Annotated in this window: 24 protein-coding genes and 2 tRNA genes; 14 read left to right on the plus strand and 12 right to left on the minus strand. The window is 67.0% G+C overall.

Features of this window, described 5'->3' with window-relative positions; genetic code table 11:
* Nucleotides 1-121 precede the first annotated feature (121 nt).
* From ACFFJ7_RS09050 to ACFFJ7_RS09090, 9 genes are all read left to right on the plus strand, one after another.
* Nucleotides 122-2,077, plus strand: coding sequence for a TonB-dependent receptor plug domain-containing protein (locus tag ACFFJ7_RS09050; protein ID WP_377591863.1), 1,956 nt, complete (start codon nucleotides 122-124; stop codon nucleotides 2,075-2,077).
* A 59-nt stretch (nucleotides 2,078-2,136) separates the two neighbouring features.
* Nucleotides 2,137-3,003: an ABC transporter substrate-binding protein gene (locus ACFFJ7_RS09055; protein ID WP_377591865.1), complete on the plus strand. Its 867-nt coding sequence runs from the start codon at nucleotides 2,137-2,139 to the stop codon at nucleotides 3,001-3,003.
* Nucleotides 3,000-4,004, plus strand: coding sequence for a FecCD family ABC transporter permease (locus ACFFJ7_RS09060; protein WP_377591868.1), 1,005 nt, complete (start codon nucleotides 3,000-3,002; stop codon nucleotides 4,002-4,004). The genes ACFFJ7_RS09055 and ACFFJ7_RS09060 overlap by 4 nt, the downstream gene beginning before the upstream one ends.
* Nucleotides 4,005-4,006: 2 nt before the next feature.
* Nucleotides 4,007-4,762 carry an ABC transporter ATP-binding protein gene (locus tag ACFFJ7_RS09065; RefSeq protein ID WP_377591870.1) on the plus strand — a complete coding sequence of 252 codons (756 nt, stop codon included), beginning with the start codon at nucleotides 4,007-4,009 and terminating at the stop codon, nucleotides 4,760-4,762.
* 186 nt (nucleotides 4,763-4,948) lie between these two features.
* A complete protein-coding gene (locus tag ACFFJ7_RS09070) occupies nucleotides 4,949-5,911 on the plus strand; it encodes a metal ABC transporter solute-binding protein, Zn/Mn family (protein WP_377591872.1) in 963 nt (320 codons plus the stop codon).
* 159 nt (nucleotides 5,912-6,070) lie between these two features.
* A complete protein-coding gene (locus ACFFJ7_RS09075; protein WP_377591874.1) occupies nucleotides 6,071-6,745 on the plus strand; it encodes a TetR/AcrR family transcriptional regulator in 675 nt (224 codons plus the stop codon).
* A gap of 207 nt (nucleotides 6,746-6,952) precedes the next feature.
* Nucleotides 6,953-8,653 carry an electron transfer flavoprotein-ubiquinone oxidoreductase gene (locus ACFFJ7_RS09080; RefSeq protein WP_377591877.1) on the plus strand — a complete coding sequence of 567 codons (1,701 nt, stop codon included), beginning with the start codon at nucleotides 6,953-6,955 and terminating at the stop codon, nucleotides 8,651-8,653.
* 207 nt (nucleotides 8,654-8,860) lie between these two features.
* Entirely contained in the window at nucleotides 8,861-10,624 is a 1,764-nt protein-coding gene (locus ACFFJ7_RS09085; RefSeq protein ID WP_377591879.1) for an acyl-CoA dehydrogenase C-terminal domain-containing protein, read from the plus strand.
* Between the two features lie 162 nt (nucleotides 10,625-10,786).
* Nucleotides 10,787-11,581, plus strand: a complete 795-nt coding sequence (locus ACFFJ7_RS09090) for a YdcF family protein (protein ID WP_166953058.1) — start codon at nucleotides 10,787-10,789, stop codon at nucleotides 11,579-11,581.
* Nucleotides 11,582-11,593: 12 nt separating this feature from the next.
* On the opposite strand, the gene ACFFJ7_RS09095 is transcribed toward ACFFJ7_RS09090, so the two are convergent.
* Complete coding sequence (locus ACFFJ7_RS09095) at nucleotides 11,594-12,046, minus strand: hypothetical protein (protein ID WP_166953060.1); 453 nt, start codon at nucleotides 12,044-12,046, stop codon at nucleotides 11,594-11,596.
* Between the two features lie 245 nt (nucleotides 12,047-12,291).
* On the opposite strand from ACFFJ7_RS09095, the gene ACFFJ7_RS09100 reads away from it, so the two are divergent.
* A complete protein-coding gene (locus ACFFJ7_RS09100) occupies nucleotides 12,292-13,212 on the plus strand; it encodes a glycosyltransferase family 8 protein (RefSeq protein ID WP_377591882.1) in 921 nt (306 codons plus the stop codon).
* Between the two features lie 44 nt (nucleotides 13,213-13,256).
* On the opposite strand, the gene ACFFJ7_RS09105 is transcribed toward ACFFJ7_RS09100, so the two are convergent.
* Genes ACFFJ7_RS09105 through ACFFJ7_RS09120 form a run of 4 tightly spaced genes read right to left on the minus strand, consistent with a single transcriptional unit; the run spans nucleotide 13,257 to nucleotide 16,927 of the window.
* Nucleotides 13,257-14,054, minus strand: coding sequence for an ATP12 family chaperone protein (locus tag ACFFJ7_RS09105; protein WP_377591884.1), 798 nt, complete (start codon nucleotides 14,052-14,054; stop codon nucleotides 13,257-13,259).
* Between the two features lies 1 nt (nucleotide 14,055).
* Nucleotides 14,056-14,418, minus strand: a complete 363-nt coding sequence (locus tag ACFFJ7_RS09110) for a lipid-A-disaccharide synthase N-terminal domain-containing protein (protein ID WP_377591887.1) — start codon at nucleotides 14,416-14,418, stop codon at nucleotides 14,056-14,058.
* A gap of 5 nt (nucleotides 14,419-14,423) precedes the next feature.
* Entirely contained in the window at nucleotides 14,424-15,158 is a 735-nt protein-coding gene (locus ACFFJ7_RS09115) for a glycosyltransferase family 2 protein (RefSeq protein WP_377591889.1), read from the minus strand.
* A 2-nt stretch (nucleotides 15,159-15,160) separates the two neighbouring features.
* Complete coding sequence (locus tag ACFFJ7_RS09120; RefSeq protein WP_377591892.1) at nucleotides 15,161-16,927, minus strand: ArnT family glycosyltransferase; 1,767 nt, start codon at nucleotides 16,925-16,927, stop codon at nucleotides 15,161-15,163.
* Between the two features lie 171 nt (nucleotides 16,928-17,098).
* On the opposite strand from ACFFJ7_RS09120, the gene ACFFJ7_RS09125 reads away from it, so the two are divergent.
* The 3 genes from ACFFJ7_RS09125 to ACFFJ7_RS09135 all read left to right on the plus strand — a co-directional run bounded on the left by ACFFJ7_RS09125 (nucleotide 17,099) and on the right by ACFFJ7_RS09135 (nucleotide 17,745).
* Nucleotides 17,099-17,175, plus strand: a tRNA-Pro gene (locus tag ACFFJ7_RS09125).
* A 98-nt stretch (nucleotides 17,176-17,273) separates the two neighbouring features.
* Entirely contained in the window at nucleotides 17,274-17,582 is a 309-nt protein-coding gene (locus tag ACFFJ7_RS09130) for an ETC complex I subunit (RefSeq protein WP_166953072.1), read from the plus strand.
* Nucleotides 17,583-17,668: 86 nt separating this feature from the next.
* A tRNA-Arg gene (locus ACFFJ7_RS09135) sits at nucleotides 17,669-17,745 on the plus strand.
* 92 nt (nucleotides 17,746-17,837) lie between these two features.
* On the opposite strand, the gene ACFFJ7_RS09140 is transcribed toward ACFFJ7_RS09135, so the two are convergent.
* A complete protein-coding gene (locus ACFFJ7_RS09140; RefSeq protein ID WP_166953074.1) occupies nucleotides 17,838-18,071 on the minus strand; it encodes a hypothetical protein in 234 nt (77 codons plus the stop codon).
* A gap of 105 nt (nucleotides 18,072-18,176) precedes the next feature.
* Nucleotides 18,177-18,662, minus strand: coding sequence for a Holliday junction resolvase RuvX (ruvX, locus tag ACFFJ7_RS09145; RefSeq protein ID WP_377591895.1), 486 nt, complete (start codon nucleotides 18,660-18,662; stop codon nucleotides 18,177-18,179).
* A 106-nt stretch (nucleotides 18,663-18,768) separates the two neighbouring features.
* Between ruvX and ACFFJ7_RS09150 the strand changes: the two genes are divergently transcribed.
* Entirely contained in the window at nucleotides 18,769-19,467 is a 699-nt protein-coding gene (locus ACFFJ7_RS09150) for a metal-dependent hydrolase (protein ID WP_377591897.1), read from the plus strand.
* Between the two features lie 38 nt (nucleotides 19,468-19,505).
* Here the strand turns inward: ACFFJ7_RS09150 and gatB are convergent, their stop codons facing one another.
* The 5 genes from gatB to dprA all read right to left on the minus strand — a co-directional run bounded on the left by gatB (nucleotide 19,506) and on the right by dprA (nucleotide 24,453).
* Nucleotides 19,506-20,978, minus strand: a complete 1,473-nt coding sequence (gatB, locus tag ACFFJ7_RS09155; RefSeq protein WP_377591899.1) for an Asp-tRNA(Asn)/Glu-tRNA(Gln) amidotransferase subunit GatB — start codon at nucleotides 20,976-20,978, stop codon at nucleotides 19,506-19,508.
* Nucleotides 20,979-21,072: 94 nt separating this feature from the next.
* Nucleotides 21,073-21,366: a chorismate mutase gene (locus tag ACFFJ7_RS09160; RefSeq protein ID WP_166953082.1), complete on the minus strand. Its 294-nt coding sequence runs from the start codon at nucleotides 21,364-21,366 to the stop codon at nucleotides 21,073-21,075.
* Between the two features lie 4 nt (nucleotides 21,367-21,370).
* Nucleotides 21,371-22,849 carry an Asp-tRNA(Asn)/Glu-tRNA(Gln) amidotransferase subunit GatA gene (gene gatA, locus ACFFJ7_RS09165; RefSeq protein ID WP_377591902.1) on the minus strand — a complete coding sequence of 493 codons (1,479 nt, stop codon included), beginning with the start codon at nucleotides 22,847-22,849 and terminating at the stop codon, nucleotides 21,371-21,373.
* The gene (gene gatC, locus ACFFJ7_RS09170) at nucleotides 22,849-23,136 is read right to left on the minus strand and encodes an Asp-tRNA(Asn)/Glu-tRNA(Gln) amidotransferase subunit GatC (RefSeq protein ID WP_166953086.1); all 288 of its coding nucleotides are present in this window, start codon (nucleotides 23,134-23,136) and stop codon (nucleotides 22,849-22,851) included. Before gatC ends, gatA begins: the two co-directional genes overlap by 1 nt.
* A 93-nt stretch (nucleotides 23,137-23,229) precedes the next feature.
* Nucleotides 23,230-24,453 carry a DNA-processing protein DprA gene (gene dprA, locus ACFFJ7_RS09175; RefSeq protein WP_377592119.1) on the minus strand — a complete coding sequence of 408 codons (1,224 nt, stop codon included), beginning with the start codon at nucleotides 24,451-24,453 and terminating at the stop codon, nucleotides 23,230-23,232.
* Nucleotides 24,454-24,456: the final 3 nt, after the last annotated feature.

Here is a 24,456-nt window from a genome sequence, read left to right on the forward strand (position 1 = left end):
CGGGGTGTGCCGGTGCGGGCTTGCCGTTCTCGTCTTCGGGCGGGCGGGTGTGTCTTGTCGCGGTGACGTGCCACCTGACGTGCGCTGCCTCCGGGCCGGCGTTGCCCGAAGAGGTTCTGTCTTGTTCCCTCCCCTCCGCCTGTCGACGGCGCATGCGCTGCGCGTCGCTTTTCTGTTTTCCGTTCCGCCGGCGCTGGCGGCGCTCGCCATGCAGGCCGACCCGGTGCACGCCCGGCAGGCGGATGCAATGATGCTTGACGAGATCACGGTGACCGCGACCGCCGTACCGACGCCGGTGGCGCAGGTCGGCTCGGCGGTGACGGTCATCACGGAGCAGGAGATAGCCCGCGACCAGCGGCGCACGCTCGCGGACGCGCTCGCCACGGTTCCCGGCCTGAACATGGTGCAGACCGGTGGTCCCGGTGGGCAGGCATCCGTTTTCCTGCGCGGCACCAACGCCAACCACGTGAAGGTGCTGGTCGACGGCGTGCCGGTCAATGATCCGTCGACGCCGAATGGCGTGTTCGATTTCAGCCATCTGGCGACAGCCGACGTCGCGCGCATCGAGGTGCTGCGCGGCCCGCAGAGCGGCCTGTACGGCGCGGATGCACTCGGGGGGGTGATCAGCATCACGACGAAGGCCGGCAAGGGGCCGCCAAAGGCGGCGCTCATGCTCGAAGGCGGTTCGGCAGGCACCTTCAACCAGAGCGCGAGCCTGTCCGGCGGCGGCGAGCGGTTCGACTATTTCTTCTCCGCCGCTCACCTGCGGACGGAGGCGACGCCGGTGACGCCGCCGGAACTGGTGCCACCCGGCCAGCGCATCAACGACGACTTTTATGACAACTGGAGTTTCGCCACGCGGCTCGGCTTCGCGGTCACCGACAATTTTCGCCTGTCCGTCGTCGGCCGCTACAGCGACGCGCTGCTGAAGAACACGACCGACGGAGGTTGGCCCGGCGCTCCGAACGCCGCCCGCAGCGAACAGCGCAACCAACGCTTCGTAACCCGTGCGGAGGGCGTGTGGTCGCTGTGGGACGGGCGCATCACCAACACCTTTGGCATCGGCTACGCCAACGAGGACCGCGAGAGCACGGAGCCCGCGACCGCGTTCGGCCCCGGCAGCGTGACGGAGTATCTCGGCGAGCGGACGATCTACGACTGGCGCGCGGATGTCGTCGTCGCGCCCGATCACAAGCTCATCCTTGGGCTCCAGCACGAACGCGAACGCTTCGACGACGCCAGCCTTACGGCGTCTGCCGGCAACAGCGCGGGATTCATCGAATGGCAGGGGAAGATTTTCGACCGCCTTGCCTTCGCCGCCAACATTCGCCACGACGACAACGACGATTTCGGTGCCCACACCACCTGGCGCATCGCCCCCACCTTCACGCTGCCGGTGCTGGAAACGCGCTTGAAGGCGAGCGTCGGCACGGGGTTCAAGGCCCCTACCCTGAGCCAGCGCTTCATGGATTCGCGCCCGCTCTACAACTTCTACGGCAATCCGGATCTGCGGCCGGAGGAAAGCACCGGCTACGATATCGGCTTCGAGCAACCGCTTGCCGGAGAGCGCGTGCTGATCGGCGCCACGTATTTCCACAACGATATCGACAATCTCATCAACACCAACACGGATTTCACGTCCTACGAGAACGTGGGCAAGGCGACGACGCGGGGCGTGGAAGCCTTCGCGGCGGTGGCGCTGACGCCGGCGGTCGACCTGCGCGCGGACTATACTTTCACCCTCGCGCGTGATGACGTTGCGCGGCAGGAGCTGCTGCGCCGCCCCCGGCACAAGGCGAGCTTCACCGCGCGCTGGCAGGCGACGGAGAAGCTGGGGCTTTCCGCGACCGCGCTTTATGTTGGTGCGTGGGTGGACGGCAACCGCGATTTCTCCATCCCGCGCCTGCGCACGTCGGGATATGCGACCGTCAACGTCGCCGTCGACTACAAGGCCGCCGACAGCACGGTGCTGTTCGCGCGCGTCGACAACCTGTTCGACCGCCGCTATGAAAACCCGGTCGGCTTCCTGCGGCCGGGGCTCGGCGTCTATGCCGGCCTGCGCTTCACGCCGCCGTGACGCGGCGAGCGTCCCGACGGCAGGAGCCTTGGCGGCAACACGATGGGCAACGGCAATCCATGAAGGATCGGCGAACGCGAAAGAGTGCGGCGGGTGCGGCCTGCGGCCTCGCGGGTCTGCTGCTGTCCGTCTTTTGCTACGCTCCCGGTGCCCGCGCCGCCCGTTTCGTGTCCATCAATATGTGCGCGGATGAATTGCTGCTGCGGCTCGCCGATCCTGCCGACATCGCTTCGCTCAGTTATCTCTCGCGAGATGCGCGCAACAGTACGATAGCGACGCAGGCCGCCGCGTTTCCCGTCAACCGCGGGCGGGCGGAGGAGGTGATGGCGCTCGCTCCCGATCTTGTGTTCGCGAGCGCGTTCTCGGCGCCGGCGACGCTCTCCATGCTGCGCCGCCTCGGCGTTCCGCTCGCGGTGCTCGATGTGCCGACGACGTTCGAGGCGATCGCCGCCCAGGTGCGCGGCGTGGCCAGTCGCATCGGCCGGCCAGAGGCCGCCGAGCGGGAGGTGCACCTCATGAACGGGCGGCTCGCCGGCCTCCGGCGGGAATTGCCCCTGCCCCCGGCCACGGCGCTCGTCCTGCAGGCGAACAACATCGCCGTCGGCGCGGGAACGCTGATCGACAGCGTGCTCGCGGAAGCAGGCCTCGTCAATCTCGCCGCGCAGGCCGGCATTGTCGGCTATGGGCGGATGCCGCTGGAGGCGATCCTGATCCGCCCGCCCGATATCCTCATCGTCGATACCGACAACGAGGGCGCCCCCGCGCTCGCCACGCAGGCGCCGCGCCATCCCGCGCTTGTGGCGCTTGCCCGGCGCGGCGCGATGCGGACCGTCGACATGCCGTCGCGGCTGTGGACCTGCGCCGGCCCTGGCACCGTGGAGGCCGTGGCCTATCTGCGCCGCGCGCTGCAGGGGAAAACGCCATGAGCACCCTGCGGCCGCTCACTCACCGGCAGACCGTCGCGGCGCTGGCGATGGTCGCGGCGCTGCTGACGGCGCTATCGACGGCGGTCGGCGAGACGCGGCTCGACGTTTTCGCGGCCGCGGCCGACTTCGTCCACGGCCGGGACAGCCTTGCGTCGCTGATCCTCGTCGAACTGCGTCTGCCGCGCGCGCTGCTCGGTGCCGCCACCGGCTTCGGCCTCGGGCTCGCCGGCGCTGCCATGCAGGGGCTGTTGCGCAATCCTCTTGCGGAACCGGGCGTGATGGGCATCTCGGGCGCGGCGGCGCTGGGGGCGGTGGTCATGTTCTATGCCGGGCTCACCGGCGTTTTCGTCTTCGCCCTGCCGCTCGGCGGCATGGCGGGCGCGGCGGCGGCCAGCGTCATCCTGTTCGCGCTCGCCGGCCGGGGACTGGGCACGATGGCGCTGGTGCTGGCGGGCGTCGCCATCAACAGCCTCGCGGGCGCGCTGACGTCGCTGGCGCTCAACCTGTCGCCCAACCCCTACGCGGCGCTTGAGATCGTGTTCTGGCTGATGGGATCGCTCGCCGACCGCAGCCTTGCCGATATCGCCCTCGTGCTCGTGCCGGCAGCGCCCGGGTGGTGGCTGCTGCTGACCGCCGGCCGGGCTCTCGATGCGCTGAGCCTCGGGGAGGACGTGGCGCAAAGTCTTGGCTTCAACCTGCGATGGCTGCGCATCCGGCTCATCCTCGGCACGGCGCTCGCGGTGGGCAGCGCGGTGGCGGTGACGGGCATGATCGGCTTCGTCGGCCTCGTGGCACCGCATCTGGCGCGCCCCCTCGCCGGCCGTGAACCCGGCCGCGTGCTGCCGGCGGCGGGCTTCGTCGGCGCCATCCTGACGCTCGGCGCGGACATTCTGCTGCGCCTGCTGCCCACACAGCCGGAACTCAATCTCGGCGTGGTCACGGCCCTTGTCGGCGCGCCCTTCCTGTTCCTGCTCCTGCGGCGCCTGCGGGGAGAGGCCTGACGATGATCGTGACCGGACATCTCCGATTGTCGCTCAAGGGTGTGCCCGTCCTGCGGGGCATCGATCTCTCGCTGCCGCGCGGCCAGCTGGTCGGCCTGATCGGCTGCAACGGCGCGGGAAAATCGACGCTGCTGCGCGTGCTCGCCGGGCTTGTCCCGGCCGACGAAGGCACGGTGCTGGTCGACGGGCAGCCGGTCGGCACCATCGACCCGAAGGAGCGCGCGCGGCTGATCGCCTACCTGCCGCAGACAGGGCCGGCGCACTGGAACCTCTCCGTCGAGGCGCTGGTGCGTCTCGGCCGCCTGCCCCACTTCGCCGATCCCCGCCGTGACGGCGATGCCGTCGCGCGCGCGCTCGATGCCACCGCCACGGCGCATCTGCGTGGACGCGACGTCGACACGCTTTCCGGCGGGGAGCGCATGCGTGTGCTGCTAGCGCGGGCGCTGGCGGTCGAGGCGCCCGTCCTGCTCGCGGACGAGCCCATCGCCGCGCTCGACCCTCGCCAGCAACTGCTCGTGCTTGGCCTGCTGCGCCGCATGGCGGAGGCGGGCGGGCTGATCGTCGCCGTGCTGCACGATCTCTCGCTCGCAAGCCGGTTCTGCGACCGTCTCGTGCTGCTGAACCGGGGCGCCATCCTTGCCGACGGCCCTTGCGGCGCGGTGTTGACGGACGCCAACATTGCCGCCGCCTACGGGGTGAGCGCGGTCCGCGTGGATCATGCGGGCGAACGGTTCATCCTGCCGTGGCGGCCCATATGAGCCGGGTTTTGCGTACGAACGGCAGGCCCTGTATAGTGAGTGATATAACATATCGTTTCTCACGCCGCCGCATGGCGATTTTCACGTTTCATGCGGTTGCCCCAAAGGTTCTCCGAAAATCCCGGGGCTCTCCGAGAGTTCCTTGGGTTCTCTGAGGGTTCCCGGGATTTTCCAAGAGGTTGTCACATGCTGAACAGGCGTCTCCTGCTCGCGCTTACGGCGGGGCTTTCTCTGGCGGCCGTCGCCGCTTCCATCCCCGCCCATGCGGCCGGGGAGCGGGTGAAAGCGGTCGCGAGTTTTTCCATCCTCGGCGATCTCGTCCGGGAAGTCGGCGGTGACCGGGTCGAGGTCGCCACGCTTGTCGGCGCCAACGGCGACGCGCACGTCTACGAGCCCACGCCTGCGGACGCCCGCAAGCTGGGCGAGGCGCAACTTCTGTTCGAGAACGGCCTGGCCTTCGAGAGCTGGCTGCCGCGCCTCATCAGGGCTTCGGGTTTCGCGGGCACCCGCGTCGTGGTTTCGGAAGGCATCACGCCGCGTGCCTTCCGGGGCGAGGACGATGGCCACGATCATGCGGACGGCCACGGCGGCGGACATGCGGATCATCGCCACGGCATGGAGGATCCCCATGCGTGGCAGAATGTCGCCAACGCCGTCATTTATGTGAAGAACATCGCCGCGGCGCTGGAGAAGGCCGATCCCGACCATGCCGCCGCCTACCGCGAGCGCGCCACGGCCTATGCGGCGCGGCTCGCGGCGCTCGACGCGAAGCTGAAGGCGCGGTTCGGCGCCATCCCCGAGGCGCGCCGCAAGGTTGTGACCACGCACGACGCCTTCGGCTACTTCGGAAGCGCTTACGGCATCGCGTTTCTGGGCCCCAGGGGCGTCAGCACGGAAAGCGAGGCCTCCGCGAGCGACGTGGCGCGGATCATCGACCAGATCAGGGAAGACGGCATCACTGCCGTGTTTCTGGAGAACATCACCAGCCCGAAGCTGACGGAGCAGATCGCCTCCGCCACCGGCGTGAAGGTTGGCGGCCGGCTGTATTCTGATGCCCTCGCCGCCCCCGGCGAGCCGGCCTCGACCTACATCGGCCTCGTCGAATCGAACGCTGCCCGGCTCATCGAGGCGCTGGGCGGAACGCCCTGACGCCCCTCTCCCCCGCACGCCGCACGCGACATCTCCGCCCGGGAATATGGTTGCATCCGGATTGATGCGGACGCTTCCGTGTTGCATACATGGTGATCGAAAGTCGAACGGGAGGCATCCATATCATCGACAACAACGGATCATCGGGGGAAAGCGGGCATGGCGACTGACGGCGGGACAGACGGCGCGACGGCCCTGCCGCAGCTCGCCGAACCGGCGCCGGGCGCGCCGCGGCGCGCGCCGGGCGGCTCGGCGGGAGACCGCTATCACGATATCATCCAGGCCGCAGCCGTCCTCTTCGCCGAACGCGGATATCTGGCGACCTCGATGCGTGACATCGCGGAGCGCGTCGGCCTGCTGGGCGGCTCTCTCTATCATCATATCCGCTCGAAGGAGGAATTGTTCGTCGCGGTGCACGACTATGCGCTGCAATACGCCTCCGAGCAGATCGAGGCCGCCGTCGCCAGGGAGACGACGCCGTGGGAGCGGCTGAAAGCCGCATGCGTGCGCCATCTGGAACTGCAACTCAACCCCGAGGTCAACGCGGTTCCCTTCCTGTCTGACTTCCGCAACATCCCCGCCGAGCTGCATGACAAGCTTATCGCCCGGCGCGACATCTTCGAGCGCACCTATGCCGATCTGGTCGACGCGCTGCCCCTGCCCCCTCACATCGATCGCGGCGTTTATCGCTTGTTGCTGATCAGCCTGATCAATTCCGTCAGGTCGTGGTACCGGCCCGGGCGCATGACGATCGCGGAAATCGGCCTTCAGGTACTCTACGTTTTCCGCCACGAGGCGGACGCCGGTGGCGGTCTCCACGGGCGCGACGCATGACGGGCCGGAACCGCCGCAGGGCCGTTTGAAGTTCGGCATTGATTCAAGATTGGAATTCATTCAATTTCCTCGCGGCGAGCGTCCTGAGGGCTTGACCGTACGGAGAGCTTCTGGTTTGACCGGTCAGCCAAACATTTGTTTGGCGGCGTGTCGTCCGGGACGGACGTCGGTCTGCCCGGTGATGCGTTGGGCTGGGAGAGAAACTACATGACGGAAATGGACCAGAATCTCGAGGCCCAAAGCCGCGAGTCCATGGAATATGATGTGGTGATCGTGGGTGCGGGGCCGGCCGGGCTGGCCGCCGCCATTCACATCAAACAACTGGCGGCTGAAAGCGGCGCCGATATTTCCGTCGTAGTGGTCGAGAAGGGTTCCGAGGTCGGGGCGCATATCCTGTCCGGCGCGGTGGTCGATCCGATCGGCCTCGACGCCCTGCTGCCGGACTGGCGGGAGGCCGAGGACACGCCGCTGACCACACAGGTGACCGACGACCATTTCTATCTGCTCGGCCCCTCCGGCGGCATTCGCCTGCCGAACTTCCTGATGCCGCCGCTGATGTCCAACCACGGCAACTTTATCGGCTCGCTCGGCAATGTCGCGCGCTTCCTCGCGGCACGGGCGGAGGAGCTTGGCGTCGAAATCTATCCGGGCTTCGCCGCGACTGAGATACTCTACGGCGAGAACGGCGCCGTCGAGGGCATCGCCACCGGCGACATGGGCATCGACCGGCAGGGCCATGCGCGCGCCGACTTCACACGTGGCATGGAACTGCGCGGCAAGTACACACTGTTCGCGGAAGGCGCGCGCGGCAGCCTGACGAAGCAGATCATACCGCGTTTCGGCCTGGACAAAGGCCGCTCGCCGCAGAAATTCGGCATCGGCCTCAAGGAGCTGTGGCAGGTCGATCCGTCGCGCTTCAAGCCTGGCCTCGTCCAGCACAGCTTCGGCTGGCCGCTCGACAGCGGCACGGGCGGCGGCTCGTTCCTGTATCATTTCGAGGATAACCTGGTCGCCGTCGGCTTCGTCGTGCACCTCGATTACAAAAATCCCACGCTGTCACCATTCGACGAGTTCCAGCGCTTCAAGACCCACCCGCTGATCCGCGATACGTTCGAGGGCGCCAAGCGGCTGTCCTATGGCGCGCGCGCCATCACGGAAGGCGGCTGGCAGTCGGTGCCGGCGCTCGCCTTTCCCGGCGGCGCGCTCCTCGGCTGCGCGGCCGGTTTCGTCAACGTGCCGCGCATCAAGGGCAGCCACAACGCCGTCGCTTCCGGCATGCTGGCGGCGCGCTCCGTCGTGTCGGCGCTCGCGGCTGGCCGAGCCTATGACACGCTGCAGGACTATGAGGATGGCTGGCGCGCGTCGAGCATCGGGCGGGACCTGAAGCCGGTGCGCAACGTCAAGCCGCTGTGGTCGCGGTTCGGCACGTTCATCGGCGTGGCGCTTGGCGGCTTCGACATGTGGACGACGACGCTGACCGGCGGCCGCTCGCTGTTCGGCACGCTGCGCCACCGCAAGCGCGACTGCGATTCCCTGCTGACGATCGACCGCGTGAAGCCCCTCACCTACCCGAAGCCAGACGGCGTGCTGACCTTCGACAAGCTGTCGTCGGTGTTCCTGTCCAACACCTCCCATAGCGAGGACCAGCCGGCGCACCTGAAGCTGACGGACCCCGCCGTTCCGATCAAGCGGAACCTGCCGCTCTATGGCGAGCCGGCGCGCCTCTACTGCCCGGCCGGTGTCTACGAGGTCGTCTACGGCAACGAGGAGGCGCACACCGATCCGCGCTTCGTCATCAACGCGCAGAACTGCGTGCACTGCAAGACGTGCGATATCAAGGATCCGTCCCAGAACATCACCTGGGTGCCGCCGGAAGGTGGCGGCGGTCCTAACTATCCGAATATGTAACGGCACGTATTCGGTGCAGCTCAGGCTGCATCGAATATTTACAATTGTAACTAGTTTTACTAAAAAGTATGACATAAACTTGCCGCCAGGGCAGGAAGCTTGTACTTTTCAGATGCATCCCCCTGTAACGATTGATATGACGCATGTCATGTCTGCTCCCCGCCGGTTATGGAGAGGGAGTCTTTCGCAGCACCCGGAGCGCCCGTCATGTCCGAATATACGCCCCCCATCGACGACATTTCCTTTCTCCTGTCCGAGGTCTTCGATATCGACTCTCTCGGGGCGTCGCTGCCCGGGTATGCCGAGGTCAACGCCGAGTTCGCCGTCAGCGTTCTGGAGGAAGCCGGCCGCTTCTTTGCGGAGACTATCCAGCCGCTGAACCTGCCCGGCGACGAGGAAGGCAGCCGGCTCGTCAACGGCGCGGTGCAGACGCCGAAGGGCTTCGCGGAAGCCTACCGGGCCTTCGCGGAGGCCGGCTGGTCGGGCCTTTCGGGCGACCCCGCCTACGGCGGCCAGGGCCTGCCGCGCGTGTTGCAGATTCTCTCCGACGAAATGCTGTCGGCCTCGAACCTGTCGTTCGGCCTGTTCCCCGGCCTGACGCGCGGCGCGACGGAGGCGATCGGCCACCACGCGAGCGACGAACTCAAGGCCACGTACCTGCCCAAGATGATCAGCGGCGAGTGGACCGGCGCCATGGCGCTGACGGAAGCCGGCGCGGGCACGGACCTCGGCCTGCTCAAGACGCAGGCGGAGCCGCAGGCGGACGGCTCCTACAAGATCACCGGCAGCAAGATTTTCATCTCGTCCGGCGACCACGACTTCGGCGGCAACATCATCCATCTGGTGCTGGCGCGCCTTCCCGATGCGCCCAAGGGCGTCAAGGGCATCAGCCTGTTCCTGGCGCCGAAGTTCCTGCTTAATGCCGACGGCTCGCTCGGCGGACGCAACAGCTTCTCGGTCGGCTCGCTTGAGAAGAAGATGGGCATTCACGCCCAGCCCACCTGCGTGATGAACTACGACGGCGCGACCGGCTGGCTGGTGGGGCAGCCGAACAAGGGCCTCTCGGCCATGTTCACGATGATGAACGCGGAGCGCCTGTTCGTCGGCATCCAGGGGCTCGGCATCGCCGACGCCGCCTACCAGAAGGCCGCGCGCTACGCGAAGGAGCGCCTGCAGGGCCGCTCCGTCGACGGCAAGGCGCCGCTCGTGCCGATCATCGAGCATGCGGACGTACGCAAGATGCTGCTCACCGTCCGCTCGTTCGTGGAAGCGGCGCGCGGCCTGGCCGTGTGGACGGCGCTGGAGATGGACAAGGCGCAGCAGCTCGACGATGCGGCGGCGCGGGCGGTTGCGGACGGCAACGTGGCGCTGATGACGCCGGTCGTCAAGGCGGCCTTCACGGACCTCGGCTTCGAGGGCGCGGTGCTGGCGCAGCAGGTGTTCGGCGGCCACGGCTACATCCGCGAATGGGGTCTCGAACAGTTCGTGCGCGACGCGCGCATCGCCCAGATCTACGAAGGCACCAACGGCGTGCAGGCGCAGGATCTCGTGGGCCGCAAGCTCAGCATCGATGATGGCGCGCTGCCCAAGCACTTCTTCGGGCTGGTCGAGGCCGATCTGGCCGCCGCGCCGGCGGATGTCGCGGATATCGTGAAGCCGGTGCGCGAGGCTTTCGAGGTTCTGAAGCAGGCCACGGAGCGGCTCGCGGCGCATGCGGCACAGAACCCCGAGGAACCGGGCGCGGCGGCGACGGACTACCTGCGCCTCTTCGCCCTCGTCTCGCTCGGCTGGATCTGGGTGCGCATCGCCACCGCGGCCGCCGCCAAGGCGGACGGGTCGGCGCTGCACAGGCACAAGCTGGCCGTTGGCCGCTTCTTCGTCGCGCGGGTCCTGCCGCAAGTCTACGGGCTCGACCGCGCGCTGGAGGCGGGCGCCGCGCCGATCACCGCGCTGGAGACGGAAGCGTTCTGACGTTCGCGGAAGCGGCCGGACAATCCGGCCGCGTTCCTGCATGCCGGGAGAGACGTTCGCGGCCGCCCGGGCCGCGGTGGTTGTGTCGCCGTTTCAATCGTGCTGCTATCCGCAATCGTCATTCACGATTCACGGTCGCGCTTCGCACGGGGACGCCGCTGCATGTTCTTTTTCGCCTCGAAGATCGTCTGGTTCTTCACGAGCCCGACGAACCTGCTGCTGATGGTGCTGATCGCGGCGAGCCTGCTGCTCTTCACCCGTTTCTACCGGGTGGCGCGGGTGGTCGTGCTCGGCGTCGGAATCGTGCTGTTCGCGGTTGGCGTGACGCCTTTTTCCCGCTTTCTCGTGCAGACGCTGGAGAACGTCTATCCGGATATCTCGCGTAACCCCGGCCATGTCGACGGCGTCATCGTTCTCGGCGGGTCGACGAGTTTCGCGCGGGGGCAGTTGCGTGTCGGCGAAGCGGGCTCCCGCCTCGTCGCGGCGCTGGAACTGGCACGCGCATATCCGCAGGCGCGCATCATCTTCTCCGGCGGCAGCGCGCGCGTGCTGATCGCGGAAGAGCGGACGGAGGCCGAGGGCGCGCGTATCTTCTTCGATCTCGCCGGCCTTCCGCCGGGTCGGGTCATCTACGAGGATCAAGCGCGCAATACGTTCGAGAACGCCGTTTTCGCGAGGAGGATCGCCGATCCCAGGCCGGGCGAGCGGTGGCTGCTCGTCACCTCCGCGTTCCACATGCCCCGTTCCGTCGCAACCTTTCGCCGTGCAGGGTTCGATGTGGTGCCCTACCCGGTCGATTTCCGCTCGGATGGCCGTTTCAGCGATGACTTTCGTCCGTTCGCCACGGCGCCCGACGGGCTGGGACTGGCCGACATGGTCGTCAAGGAATGGATCGGGATGCTGGTCTACTGGCTGCGGAGCGTTGCCGATTCCGCACCGCAAGGGCAAGGCGGGTAGCCGGGTAGTTGTTCATGCGGCGTGGGCGCGGCGGCGGGCGGGCAATTCCAGCACGACCTCATCCGTGTCCAGCAGACGCTGGCTCGTCAGGATGAAATTGAGCAGGATGCCGTCGACTTCCTGCGCTTCCCGCACGATCTCGTGTGCGGCACGCAGCGCGGTGCGCGTGGGGCCGCCGGCCGCGCCCAGCGAGGAAACGAGCCAGTGTGCGTCATCCCCCCGCACGATGCCGGTGGGGCGTTCCGCCCAGACGACGTAATCGACAAGCAGCGCGATCAGCGCATCGCCCCAGGCATTGCAGGGCTTCGGCACCAGCCGGTCGAGCGCAATCAGTGCATTGGCTTCTTCACGGTTAGCGATGCCATCCGGAAGTATATGCCGCAGCAGTGTACGCACATCCCATTCCGTAATGGCGCGATCGTCATACGCCTTGTCGATGAATTCACGAAGCTTATTGTTAATCATCTTTCAACGCCTCCCCATCCTGCTCGCAGGACAGCGATCAATCTTTGATGCGTTGAGTATTGCGCCCCGGCACCCACAATCCGGTTAACGGCAAAATCTGAATCCGTGTTCAGGTTAAGCGTTGCTAACCCGGCGTGGTTGACGAATCCTGACGATGCCGCCAAAACCCCGGCGGGCCTTGGGATTCGCGAATACCTGCCCGCAGCGTCGTTTCGCGTGTTTTTACGTCCGGTTGACCATCTTCCATGCCGAACAAACGCCTGATCTGCTTCACGCCTGACCGGAGTTTCCTCCTTGCGGCCGTATTTGCGGCCCAAAGGTTACTGAGCCACGGACTCGCCGGAGACATCGACATCGCCATCGTCTGTACGTCGCAGGACGTCGACGGGGACGGCGCCGGCCACGCCGGCGGGCGGCTGCAGATCATCACCAACTCCTTCCAGGGAACGGGAGAAAACGCGCTCGCGGGTCTCCCCCTCGGCCGCCACCTCACGGACGCGGCCTACAGGCGCCTGTTGCTTCCCTTCGTTCTGCCCGCGCATTACGAGCGCATCCTTTATCTCGACAGCGACACGCTGGTCGTGCGGCCGGGGCTTGGCCGCGTGTTCGATCTCGATCTCGGCGGCTGTCCCTTCGCGGCGGCGCTCGACATGATTTTCCTGAAGGATTTCGAGGAGGGCCCGCTGACCGCCGCCTTCCGCGCCTATCGGGCAGGGCTGGGCTTCGCGCCGGACACGCCCTACTTCAACTCCGGCGTGCTGCTGATCGACCGCGCGCGCTGGCGGGAGGAGATGCTGACGGAGCGGGCGGTCGCCTTCGCGCGTGCGCATCCGGAACTCTGCCGGTTCCAGGACCAGAGCGCGCTGAACGCGGTGGCGCGCGGCCGCTGGGCGCCGCTGTCGCCGCGCTTCAACTTCATGGGCGATTTCCTGCTGCTCGATCTCATACGCGACATCGCGCCGGTCGTGCTGCACTTCGTCAACGACCCCAAGCCGTGGCAGTGCGAACGCTGGCGCGGCCCTGCATGGATGCAGGCGCTCTACAGGCCGGATGAGGACGACAGCGCCCTGCCCGCCGGCGTGCCGCTGACGCCGGCATTCCAGCGTTTCCGCGAGCGGCTTCTTGCCTTTCTCGGCGCCCAGCGCTTCATCGATGCCGCGCCCTGATCAGACTGTCAGAACGGTCATGCGCGGCGCCCGTGCGCTGCGCATCAGAATTGCCAGGTGTGGCGCACGAGTGTTGCGGCGGCGGTGAATTCGATAAGGCGCGCGGCGCGGCGCGCCATGGCTTCCTCGTCGGCGCCCCAGATCTCCGCCTGCACATCCTCGTCCACGTGGGCCGCCAGCCACGCCGCCTCCGGCGTAATATGCTGGCGGGCGACGGCCAGCGCGATAAGCACGGAGCCGCTCAGCGCGGTGAGAACGTGCAGCCCGCCGATTGCGTAGGGCGACGGCTGTTCCGCGACGATGCGGGCGATCGTCTCTATGCTTTGCGCCGGCTGCTCGACGAACATCACGCCCTCGGCGAGGAAGAAGCGGGCGCCGAGTTCCTCGCGCGCCCAGTCGAGCAGCGGGTCCCACAGTTGCGCCTGCCGGCGCACCAGCCTTTCCGGTGCGTCGGCGCGGTAGCACAGCAGGTCCGACCCCGCAAAGCGCACGATCTCCGCCGCGACCTCCGGCTGCGCCTGCGATACACCATCGATCACCGAATTGACGAGGCGGGTCATCGGCATGGTGGCGGGATCGATGACCTCCGCCTGCGCCTCCCACTCCTGCGCGAGTACTTCGGCGATGGCGGCGTGCGGCACGGCGACCGGCGCGCGTGCGGGCGTGCGGGCCGCGCGGCCGTCGAGTAGCAGCGCATGGCCCTCGTCGCGCAGCTCGGTGTGGGCGCGCTGGTAAAAGCGCCGGGGAAGTGCCGGCTTGTCGCCACGGGCGACAGCCGGCGCCTGTTCGTCGCGTCCCGCGTCCGGCGGCGGCAGGATGCCGCCGGTGAAGTCGCCGCTCATGTCACCCTCCTGCGTCCGTTGCCTTTGCCGCGACGTCCGTGAGCCGCCTGCGCCGCCGTTCCTTGACGATCAGCATCAGGTTGCGTGCATAGATGAACAGGCTCAGCGACTGGCCGAGAATGATCACCGGCTCGCGCTGCACGATACCGTAGATGAGCGTGATGAAGCCGCCGCCGATGGAAAAGAACCAGAAGGCGACGGGCACCACGCTGCGCCCGGCCCGCTCGCTGGCGATCCACTGCACCAGAAAGCGCGCCGAGAACAGCGCCTGCCCCAGCAGGCCGAGCGCCAGCCAGACGCTGAATTTCTCGATGAATACTTCGTAGAGATAGCCGCCGATGTCCCGCGACAGGGTGATCAACATGCGTTTTAGTCCTCAACGACCGTGGGAATGGCGCCGCGGCGTGCAATAAGCCAGCGCACGCCGACGAGATCGACGATGCCGACCCAGAGCCGGTCGAAAAACCCGTAGTTGGACGTGCCGGTGAAACGTGGCCGATCGATGACATCGACGAGCAGCACGGCATAGCCCTCGCGCTTCACCAGCGCCGGCATGAAGCGGTGCAGGGCCTTGAAGAACGGCAGCGCCAGATAGACCTCGCGATAGAACACCTTCAGCCCGCATCCGGTATCGCGAGTCGCATCGCGCAATATCCAGCGGCGCACGCGGTTGGCGATCCGTGACTGCATGCGCTTGAAACCGGTGTCCTTGCGGCCGACCCGCTGCCCCTGCACGAGGCCGCTGCCGGACGGGCCGCTCAACAGCGTGGCGACCATTTCGGGGATGAAGGCGGGATCGTTCTGCCCGTCGCCGTCGAGCGTCGCGATGACGGGCGAGCGCGCCGCCAGCACGCCGGAGCGCACGGCGATGCTCTGCCCGGACGAACGGTCGTGGCGGAGGATGCGCAGATGCGGGCGGGCACGCGCGAGCTTCGCGAGTTCCTCGCCGGTGCCGTCGGTGGAGCCATCGTCGACATAGACGATCTCGAAAGGGGAAAGCGGCGCGCAGGCCGTCTCGATCTCGGCGACCAGCGGCGCGATGTTGGCAATCTCGTTCTTCACCGGCACGACGATGCTGAGGCGAAGCGGTGTGGCGTCCTGCACGTTCAACGGTCCTGTTGCTGGCCCTGCGCCGCGGGCGGGGAAGCGCCCTCGCGGCCGGTCCTGTAGACGCCGATGTCGAGCTGGCGTCCGCCATTGATGTTGAAGCCCCGCACGCGCGTCACCAGCGCGGGCGTGAGGCCGGTTTGCGACAGGTGCGCCGCGAAGGCGTCCTCGTCGCGCTTTTCGACGAATGCCATACGGCAATTTCCGCCGGCGAGAAAGGCCGCCGCGCCGGCGCCGTCCGTGAGCACGAGGTCGGTGCGCGTGAGGAAGATCAGGCTGGGCTCCCGGTAGCTCGTGGTCGCGAGCCGCGGTTCGGCACAGTCGAGGCTGCGCGCGGCGGCCGCAAGGCGGGGCGACAGCTTCAGCGACGGAATGAGAGGCTGCGCCACGCCGAACACCGAAACCGACAGCGCAAGCGACGAAACGACGCCGAGAAGCGCGCTCGACACCGCCCTGTCGCGCACGAATGCGAGCCAGCTCCACAGCGCGAGGCCGACGGTGAGAGCAAACCCCGGCAACGCCGGACCGAGCATTGTGCCGTCGTAGCGGAAGGCGAAAACGCCGAGCCCGGCCGCGATCGCGAGCGGAATGGCGGGAATGAGCACGGTGGCGATGGTTGCCAGCGGACGGCGGCGATGAACGTCGCCGTTGAGCAGGGCCCAGGCGGTGAGGATGGCGATGGCGGGATAGACCGGCAGCACGTAGTGCGGCAGCTTCGTCGGCAGGACCTCGAACACGAGCCATGCCGGCACGATCCACGCCAGGCAGAACGCCACCCACGCCATGCGCCGCTCGCGCCAGAACGCGGGAACGCCGATGGCGGTGAAGATCGCCGCCGGCCAGAAGGTGCCGAAGAAAGCCAGAAGATAGGCGCCCGGCGGCCCCCAGTGGCGCTCCTGCCCGCTCTGCGCCTTCGCCAGCATGTCCTTGCCGACGGATTCTGCGAAAAAGGCGCCGCCCGTCTTGATCCAGATGGCGAGGAACCAGGGTACGGTGATCGCCGCGACGATCGCGAGCCCCCACAACGGCCGCAGGCCAAGCAACCAGCGCACAGAGCGATCGCGAATCGACAGCACGGCGGCGGCCAGCCCGCCCACCATCAGCAGCAGCGGTCCCTTGATCAGGATGGACAGGCCGACGGCCAGCCAGAAAACGACGCTGAGCACCGCCGGCAGCGGAGAAAGCCGGTTGAGAAAAGCGCGTGCCAGCACGGCCATGGCAACGACCGAGCAGGCGGCGAGCGTCGCATCCGTCTTGGCGATGCGTGCCTCCACGCCGAGCAGGATCGCGCCGGCCATGAAGGCGCCGGCGAGAAACGCGGCCCGCCGCGCCGGCACCCCGACCTGCCCGGAGAGCAGAACCAGCGCCGCCCAGTAGGTGGCGAGTACCACGGTGATCGCGCCGACAAGCGACGGCAGCCGGTAAAGGGCAATGGTGGTGCGCGCCTCCGGCACGCCGGCGGCCTCCGCTGCCGAAACGACGGCGGCCTGCAGCCAGTAGATTCCCACAGGTTTCTTGTGACGCCCCTCGTCCTGAAAGCGGATGTCGATGAAATCGCCGCTTTCCAGCATCTGCTTCGATGCCTGCGCGAAGCGCGGCTCGTCGCGGTCGAAAGGCTGCAACGTTACGAAGCCGGGCAGGAACGACACCAGCGACAGCACGACGAGGATGGCGAGCGCCCTGGCATGGCTCCTTTCCAGAAAAGCCAGCAGGCGCACGCCCCAACCTTCGGAGCGGGCAGGCAGCGGGAGCGATGGGGATGTCATGCGTCAGCAGATTCCAGAGTTCATCGGCTCTCATACCCCATCAGCGCGCGAACGTACAATCGAAACCGGGGGGCCTTCCCCCGCTGCGGTGCCGCGGAAGCGAGAAAGGTCCACGCACATCTTGCATCCGGCACGACAAGCCTCTAGGAGAAGAGTCACACGGTGATCCGGCGGGGCATAGCGCAGTCTGGTAGCGCATCTGCTTTGGGAGCAGAGGGTCGCAGGTTCGAATCCTGCTGCCCCGACCAGTTACCTTGTGCTATAGTGACAGCCGGAATTGCAGCGCTTCCGCTGGGATGCGCGGCGTCTCGCCTTCTGGAGGTCGCAAGGTTCGGATGCAGGAAAGATGACAGCAACGGCACGCATCTACAAACCGGCGCGCAACGCCATGCAGTCCGGCACGGCGCATCAGCGCTGGCTTCTCCAGTTCGAGGCTGGCCGCCCCCGCGAGATAGATCCTCTGATGGGGTGGACGAGTTCGGCCGACACGCGCCAGCAGTTGCGGCTCTGGTTCGACACGAAGGACGAGGCCATCGAATACGCGACGCGCGAGGGCATCCCCTTCCGTGTGGAGGAGCCGCACGAGGCGCGCCGCCGCACCCTCTCCTATTCCGACAATTTCAAGTTCAACCGCATCGGCGCCTGGACGCACTGATCCACCGCCGAAGGGCGGGTGGACCGTGCGCGGTTCGCAACGATGCAGCGTTTGAAAAGCGTCGCGGCTGTATGGCCGCGACATCCGGCCCCGTAGCTCAACCGGATAGAGCACTCGCCTTCTAAGCGAGTGGTTGCAGGTTCAAGTCCTGCCGGGGTCGCCATTGCCGGGCGCGCATAGCCCTTCTCCGGAAGCGGGCGCCACTTCCGGTGGCACGCCGCCCGTAGAGCCCGTTTGGCTCACCGGCAGCGATCGTCACTCCTGCTCGATGGATGACGCTTCCCGTCGCGCCATTTCAAGAAAATAGGCTACCGAATCGAGGCTGCAGAGGCGGGCCAGCGCGGCAAGCTCGCCGCTCATCTGGGATACGTAAGCCGCCGTTTCGGCACGTGAACCGCCGTTAGCCGGGTCCAATGCACCCGCTTCAGAAGGTTGGCCGGCTTGCGCCGTCAGTGTCTCCGCAACGCCTTTTCTGGGAGAAAACGACATAAATTACGCCCAATCGTGTCAATCAAACGACTTCGCCAGTCTAAGCATTGCTTCAAATACACTCAAGGCGTGTTTTGTGCATATTTTTTCCCATTCAGGTTGTATTCAGGCATGTTCATCCCCAGCGGCCAGATATGATAACCTGTCGAGAGCGCCCTGTAGGAGATAGGCTGCAGCCAGCTTGTCGACCAGTTCCGCCCGCCGCGCCCGCGAGGCGTCCGCCGAGATGAGCGTGCGCGTGACCGCAACCGTCGACAGGCGTTCGTCCCACAGCGCCACCGGAATGGGCGTCAGCTTGTGCAGATTGCGCGAGAAGGCCCGTGTCGCCTGCGCGCGGGGGCCTTCGGTTCCATCCATGTTGAGCGGCATTCCGATGACGAATCCGCCCACGTTGTGCAATTTCGCCAGTGCGAGGATGCGCTCGGCATCCTGAGAGAATTTCGTCCGGCGGATCGTTTCGAGCGCCGTCGCGATTCGGCGCTCGATGTCGGACAAGGCCAGCCCGATCGTTTTCGTGCCGAGATCGAAACCCATCAGGCGCTGGCCCCGCTGCAGGTCCTTGAAGGTTTCGAGAGATACGATATTTGTCATTTCTATCGCCTATCATGGCATGGAGGCCATGTCATTCCGGGCCCGCGTCTTTCCGCCGGAAACGCCTTGCACGGGCGTCCCGCATCGCACGAGGAGCATCGCATCGATGAAAATCACCTGGTTCGGCCATTCCGCATTCCGGCTCGATTTCGCTGACAAGGTCGTGCTGATCGATCCCTATCTCACCGGCAATCCGTCCTTCACCGGCGACAGGGCGGAAGCCGTGCGCGGCGTTACCCACATTCTGGTCACGCATGGCCACAGCGACCATTATGGCGATACGGTCGCCATCGCGAAGGAGACCGGAGCGACGGTTGCCACCAACGCCGACCTGTCGTCCTGGTTTGCGCACAAGGGCCTCACCCGGATCGAGCCCATGAACACCGGCGGCACCATCGATGCCGGCGGCTTCTCGGTGACGCTGGTGCGCGCCGACCATTCCGCCGCGACCATCGAGGACGGCGTCAGCCAGGCGCTGGGCAACGCCAACGGCATCATCGTCAAGGCGGCCGGCGAGCCAACCGTCTACCACCTCGGCGATACCGACATCTTCAGCGATCTCGCGCTGATCGCCGAAATTCACCAGCCGGACATCGCCTTCGTGCCGATCGGCGACCGCTTCACCATGGGCGCGGAAACGGCGTCGCTCGCCGTTCGGCGTTTCCTGAAGACGGAGCGCGTGGTCCCGATCCACTACGCCACGTTCCCGCTGCTCGCTCCCTCGGCCGACAAATTCGTGGCAGCGCTGGACGGCACGCCGACCACGGTGATCGTGCCCGAAAAGAACGCGGCCTTCGGCCTGTAAGCAGAACGGGGCCGGTGCGACCCGGCCCCGTTCCCGCATCATTCGATGCCGAGCTTGTCTTTCAGGATGTCGTTCAACGCCTGCGGATTGGCCTTGCCGCCGGTCGATTTCATCACCTGACCGACGAACCAGCCGAGCAGCGTGGGCTTGAGCTTTACCTGCTCCACCTTGTCCGGATTGCCGGCGATGATGGCGTCGACGGCCGCCTCGATGGCGCCCGTGTCCGTCACCTGCTTGAGACCGCGCTCCTCGACGATGGCGCGCGGGTCGCCGCCTTCAGTCCAGACGATCTCGAACAGGTCCTTGGCGATCTTGCCCGAGATGACCTTCTCGCCGATGAGGTCGATGACCGCGCCGAGCTGATGCGCCGACACGGGCGAGGTGGCGACGGTGAGGCCTTCCTTGTTGAGGCGGCCGAACAACTCGTTGATGACCCAGTTCGCCGCCGCCTTGCCGTCGCGTGCCTTCGCCACTTCCTCGAAGAAGTCGGCGGTCTCGCGTTCGGCGACCAGCACGCCGGCGTCATACGCGGAAAGGCCGTAGTCGCTGACGAAGCGCGCCTTCTTGGCGTCGGGCAGCTCCGGCAGGCCGGTGGCCAGCCCGTTGACGAACGCCTGTTCAAAAGTGAGCGGCAGCAAGTCGGGATCCGGGAAATAGCGGTAGTCGTGCGCCTCTTCCTTGGAGCGCATGGACCGCGTCTCGCCCTTGTTGGCGTCGAACAGGCGCGTTTCCTGATCGATGGTGCCGCCGTCCTCCAGAACGCCGATCTGGCGGCGCGCCTCGTATTCGATCGCCTGGCCGATGAAGCGGATCGAGTTGACGTTCTTGATCTCGCAGCGCGTGCCGAGCGCCTCGCCGGGACGGCGCACGGATACGTTGACGTCCGCGCGCAGGCTGCCCTTGTCCATGTCGCCATCGCAGGTGCTGAGATAGCGCAGGATGGTGCGCAGCTTCGTCACATAGGCCTTCGCCTCCTCCGACGAGCGCATGTCCGGACGGGAAACGATCTCCATCAGCGCGACGCCGGAGCGGTTGAGGTCGACGAGGCTCGCGCCGGGGCTCAGGTCATGGATCGACTTGCCGGCGTCCTGCTCCAGGTGCAGCCGCTCGATGCCGACGACGATCTGGCGGCCGTCCGGCACATCCACGATCACCTCGCCCTCGCCCACGATCGGGTCCTTGTACTGGCTGATCTGGTAGCCCTGCGGCAGGTCGGGGTAGAAATAGTTCTTGCGGTCGAACACCGAGCGCAGGTTGATCTTCGCCTTCAGGCCGAGGCCGGTGCGCACCGCCTGCGCGACACATTCGGCGTTGATGACCGGCAGCATGCCCGGAAAGGCGGCATCCACCAGCGAGACGTGATCGTTTGGCGCGCCGCCGAACTCCGTCGAGGCGCCGGAAAAGAGCTTCGACTGCGACAGCACCTGCGCATGGATTTCCATGCCGATGACGATCTCCCAATCGCCGGTTGCGCCCTTGATCAGATTGTGTGTGGCCACAGGGGCGTTCATCGTCCTACTCCGTCTGCCGAACGGAACCTTCCCGCCATCAGGCGCGCGAATGGCTCCGGTCTTATGGGTCTGGCGCGTTTTCGATCCGAAAACGCTATCGCGGCGACAGCCGCTCGTCCTCATATGCTATCACCCAATCCATCATCGTCCGCCATACGGCTTCCGCCAGATCGGGTGGGGCGCCGAGTTCGCCCGCGTGTCGGCGAACCTGTCCGGCGACCTCTTCCACCCGGGCGGGAATCAACGCCGGCAGGCCGTGCGACCGCTTGGCGACGATGACCCGGTCGACCACCGCCATGCGCCGCGCCAGCAGCGCGACGATCTCGGCATCGATGGCGTCGATCTCGGCCCGGAAGCCCGTCAGGGCGTTTTCGGGCGCGTCCGCCATGGCGCTACTTCCACCACTGCGGCGCCGACACCCGGCCCGCAGCCTGCTCGATCACCTCGCCGGCGGCGAGCAACGTTTCCTCATCGAAGGGGCGTCCGATGAGCTGCAGCCCGAGCGGCAGCCCCTGCGCGCCCAGTCCCGCCGGCACGGCGAGGCCCGGCAGGCCCGCCATGTTGACGGTGACCGTGAACACGTCGTTGAGATACATCTCGATGGGCGAGGCGTTCGCCATCTCGCCGATGCCGAAAGCGGGCGTGGGCGTCGCCGGGGTCAGGATGGCGTCGACGCCAGAGTCGTAGACGTTCTCGAAATCCTGCCGGATCAGCGTGCGCACCTTCTGCGCCTTGACGTAATAGGCGTCATAGTAGCCCGCCGACAGCACATAGGTGCCGATGAGGATTCGCCGCTTCACCTCGCGCCCGAAGCCGGCCGCGCGCGTGTTCTCGTAAAGCTCGGCGATGTCCCTGCCCGGCACACGCAGGCCGTAGCGGACACCGTCGTAGCGCGCGAGGTTCGACGATGCCTCCGCCGGAGCGACGATGTAATACGCGGCAAGCGCATAGGATGTGTGCGGCAGCGACACTTCGACCGCCTCCGCGCCCGCGTCGCGCAGCCAGTCGACGCCCTTTTGCCACAGCGCGTCGATCTCCGGCGACAGGCCCTCCAGCCGGTATTCCTTCGGAATGCCGATTCTCAACCCGCGGATCGAGCGCCCGACCGCCGCCTCGTAGTCCGGTACATCGCGTTCGACCGACGTCGAATCCTTGGGGTCGAAACCCGCCATGGAGCGCAGCAGGATGGCGCAGTCGCGCACCGTGCGCGTGATCGGCCCGGCCTGGTCGAGCGAGGAGGCGAAGGCCACCGTGCCCCAGCGCGAGCAGCGCCCGTAGGTCGGCTTCATGCCAACCGTGCCCGTGAACGCCGCCGGCTGGCGGATGGAACCGCCGGTGTCGGTCGCCGTCGCGCCAAGGCAGAGCCCTGCCGCAACCGCTGCCGAGGAGCCGCCCGAGGAGCCGCCGGGCGTCAGCTTCGCGTCCGAGCCGCCGCGCCGCCACGGGTTGACCACCGGACCGAAGAACGATGTCTCGTTCGACGAACCCATGGCGAACTCGTCGTTGTTAAGCTTGCCGAGCATCACCGCGCCGTCACGCCACAACTGCGAGGTGACGGTCGATTCGTAAGACGGCACGAAACTTTCCAGAATGCGCGAACAGGCGGTGGTGCGCACGCCATCGGTCGCGAACAGGTCCTTGACGCCGACAGGGATGCCCTCCAGCGGCCCGGCGTTGCCGGCCGCGAGCCGTTCGTCGGCCGACTTCGCGCCCGCGAGCGCCTTTTCCGGCGTCACCAACACGTAGGCGTTGAGCGCCCCGGCCGCGTCGATGGCGTCCAGGTGCGCCTGCGTGAGTTCCGTTGACGAGAACCGGCGGGCGGTGAGGCCGTCGCGCGCTTCCGCGAGGGTGAGCTGCGTCAGATCGGTCATTATTCCACCACCTTCGGAACCACGAAATAATTGTCCTCGGTCTGCGGCGCGTTAGCGACGATCCTGTCGGCATAGCCGCCGTCGTTCATCACATCGGCGCGCTGGCGCAGCGCCATGGGCAGCACCGATGTCATCGGTTCGACGTTGCTCACATCCACCGCATCGAGCTGCGCGACGAAACTGAGGATGGCGTTCAGTTCGCTTTGCAGATGCGGCACCTCTTCGTCGGTCACCGCGATGCGCGCGAGATGCGCGATGCGGCGGACGGTGTTCTCGTCAACGGCCATGGAATCCGGTCACTCTCGTTCTTGTCAGTGATTTCGAGATGTCAGGTTCTGGGCTATAGCCCCTCGCGCGCCGCGCCGCAAGTCGCCCGGCGGTTATGGCGCCAGCAGCGACACGCGGTTGCCGGGGTGGCGCGCGATGCGGCCGGCAAGCTCCAGGTCGAGCAGCGCCGCATGCACCACGCGGACGGGCAGCCCGGCGCTGCGCACGAGTTCGTCCACGTCGACGGGCGCCGTTCCCAGGAGATCGGCGATGAGGCGCGCGCCCTCCTCCATCCGGGCGGGGAACCGCGCGCGCTCGTCACCGGCAGCCTTGCCGCCGTCGTAGAGTCCCGGATCGTAGGCGGCGCGATCGGCGACGGGCGCGGGAGCGATCTCGGGCCAGTCGAATTCGTCCCACAACGGTTCGCCTGTTTCTTCGGCGTTGCCGGCCTCGAACAGCGATTTCTGCGCCGGCCCCCTGTCCACGAGCGGCGCCAGTGCCGTCACCACGTCATCGACCCCCGCGCAAAGGTTCGCGCCCTGCCGGATCAGGTCGTTGGGGCCGTCGGCGCGCGGATCGAGCGGCGAGCCCGGCACGGCGAACACCTCGCGCCCCTGTTCCATGGCGAAGCGGGCGGTAATGAGCGAGCCGGACCTGCGCGCCGCCTCGACGATGACGGTGCCGAGCGACAGGCCGGAGACGATACGGTTGCGCCGGGGAAAATCCCGCCCGCGCGCGGTCCAGCCCATGGGCATCTCGCAGACGGCCGCGCCTCCCTCTATGATCTTCATGAGCAGCGGCTCGTTCTCAGGCGGGTAGATTTTATCATGGCCGCCGGCGAGTACGGCGACGGTGCCGGTGACGAGGCTCGCGGCGTGGGCGCGCGCATCGATGCCGCGCGCGAGCCCGGACACCACGGTGAAGCCCGCCTCGCCCAGCCCGCGGGCCAGCCGTTCCGCGAAGGTCTGGCCGTTGGCCGAGGCGTTGCGCGATCCCACGATGGCCACCATGGGCTTCGCGAGCACGGAAAGGTCGCCGCGCACCGCGATGACCGGCGGCGCGGAGTCGATGGCGCGCAGCGCCTCGGGGTAGTCCGGCTCGCCGAGCGCCACGAAGCAAACGCCCATGCGCCTTGCGGCGGCGAGTTCCCGCTCCGCCTCCGCGCGGGAAGCGACGCGGACAGCGCGGCCGCTCTTGCGCGCCAGCTCCGGCACGGCCTCCAGCGCGGCGGAGGCTGTGCCGAAGCGCGCGATCAGCGTGCGGAAAGTGCGCGGGCCGACGTTGTCGGATCGGATAAGGCGCAGCCAGTTCAGCCGCTGCTCGTCATCAAGCCGTATGCC

This window comes from Pseudochelatococcus lubricantis, from assembly GCF_042432495.1.
In the GTDB taxonomy this organism is placed as follows: domain Bacteria; phylum Pseudomonadota; class Alphaproteobacteria; order Rhizobiales; family Beijerinckiaceae; genus Pseudochelatococcus; species Pseudochelatococcus lubricantis.

Coding starts and splice junctions, on each gene's coding strand:
- ACFFJ7_RS09095 (WP_166953060.1), bottom strand. CDS start 12,046: ATGATTAACAATAAGCTTCGTGAATTCATCGACAAGGCGTATGACGAT.
- ACFFJ7_RS09070 (WP_377591872.1), top strand. CDS start 4,949: ATGCTGAACAGGCGTCTCCTGCTCGCGCTTACGGCGGGGCTTTCTCTG.
- ACFFJ7_RS09090 (WP_166953058.1), top strand. CDS start 10,787: ATGTTCTTTTTCGCCTCGAAGATCGTCTGGTTCTTCACGAGCCCGACG.
- ACFFJ7_RS09140 (WP_166953074.1), bottom strand. CDS start 18,071: ATGTCGTTTTCTCCCAGAAAAGGCGTTGCGGAGACACTGACGGCGCAA.
- ACFFJ7_RS09120 (WP_377591892.1), bottom strand. CDS start 16,927: ATGACATCCCCATCGCTCCCGCTGCCTGCCCGCTCCGAAGGTTGGGGC.
- ACFFJ7_RS09075 (WP_377591874.1), top strand. CDS start 6,071: ATGGCGACTGACGGCGGGACAGACGGCGCGACGGCCCTGCCGCAGCTC.
- ACFFJ7_RS09105 (WP_377591884.1), bottom strand. CDS start 14,054: ATGAGCGGCGACTTCACCGGCGGCATCCTGCCGCCGCCGGACGCGGGA.
- ACFFJ7_RS09150 (WP_377591897.1), top strand. CDS start 18,769: ATGAAAATCACCTGGTTCGGCCATTCCGCATTCCGGCTCGATTTCGCT.
- ACFFJ7_RS09055 (WP_377591865.1), top strand. CDS start 2,137: ATGAAGGATCGGCGAACGCGAAAGAGTGCGGCGGGTGCGGCCTGCGGC.
- gatB (WP_377591899.1), bottom strand. CDS start 20,978: ATGAACGCCCCTGTGGCCACACACAATCTGATCAAGGGCGCAACCGGC.
- ACFFJ7_RS09100 (WP_377591882.1), top strand. CDS start 12,292: ATGCCGAACAAACGCCTGATCTGCTTCACGCCTGACCGGAGTTTCCTC.
- ACFFJ7_RS09080 (WP_377591877.1), top strand. CDS start 6,953: ATGACGGAAATGGACCAGAATCTCGAGGCCCAAAGCCGCGAGTCCATG.
- ACFFJ7_RS09160 (WP_166953082.1), bottom strand. CDS start 21,366: ATGGCGGACGCGCCCGAAAACGCCCTGACGGGCTTCCGGGCCGAGATC.
- ACFFJ7_RS09060 (WP_377591868.1), top strand. CDS start 3,000: ATGAGCACCCTGCGGCCGCTCACTCACCGGCAGACCGTCGCGGCGCTG.
- ACFFJ7_RS09130 (WP_166953072.1), top strand. CDS start 17,274: ATGACAGCAACGGCACGCATCTACAAACCGGCGCGCAACGCCATGCAG.
- ACFFJ7_RS09085 (WP_377591879.1), top strand. CDS start 8,861: ATGTCCGAATATACGCCCCCCATCGACGACATTTCCTTTCTCCTGTCC.
- gatC (WP_166953086.1), bottom strand. CDS start 23,136: ATGGCCGTTGACGAGAACACCGTCCGCCGCATCGCGCATCTCGCGCGC.
- gatA (WP_377591902.1), bottom strand. CDS start 22,849: ATGACCGATCTGACGCAGCTCACCCTCGCGGAAGCGCGCGACGGCCTC.
- ACFFJ7_RS09110 (WP_377591887.1), bottom strand. CDS start 14,418: ATGTTGATCACCCTGTCGCGGGACATCGGCGGCTATCTCTACGAAGTA.
- ACFFJ7_RS09065 (WP_377591870.1), top strand. CDS start 4,007: ATGATCGTGACCGGACATCTCCGATTGTCGCTCAAGGGTGTGCCCGTC.
- ruvX (WP_377591895.1), bottom strand. CDS start 18,662: ATGACAAATATCGTATCTCTCGAAACCTTCAAGGACCTGCAGCGGGGC.